The 390-nt window shown below is 47.7% G+C and carries 1 pseudogene; it reads right to left on the bottom strand.

The window, feature by feature from the left end:
• Positions 1-122: 122 nt before the first annotated feature.
• Positions 123-390 (bottom strand): annotated as a pseudogene (locus D7X74_RS42490) (hypothetical protein); the annotation flags it as partial.

The raw sequence follows: 390 nt of genomic DNA, 5'->3' as shown, positions 1-390 counted from the left end.
TGACCAGGTTGTTCTTGATGAAGCGATTAAAAACCGCTCCGGGATGCCGGTTCGTCTGAATTAATCTTCAAAACTTAAAGCAAAAGGCGGACTCATAATCCGCCTTTTTTATTTGCCAGACCCTAGTTGGCCGGGAGTATAACTAACAAAACATATCCCACCAACGCCGCCCACAACAGCATCGGTATTGAATAGAGATGGAAACGCCACCAGATGCGGCGATCGTTCGCCATACGTAGCGCAATCAAATTTGCCAGCGATCCGGGTAATAACCCAAAGCCACCTACGTTTACCGCCCATACCAGTAATAAAGACGGCGGCACATAGTTCAGCAACAATATGGTACTCGGCACGTTACTGATCACCTGCGATAAACCGATTGCCGTTAAC

It is taken from the genome of Corallococcus sp. CA047B (genome assembly GCF_003612065.1).
Lineage (GTDB): Bacteria > Myxococcota > Myxococcia > Myxococcales > Myxococcaceae > Corallococcus > Corallococcus praedator.
This window is presented reverse-complemented; position numbering and strand designations above follow the sequence as displayed.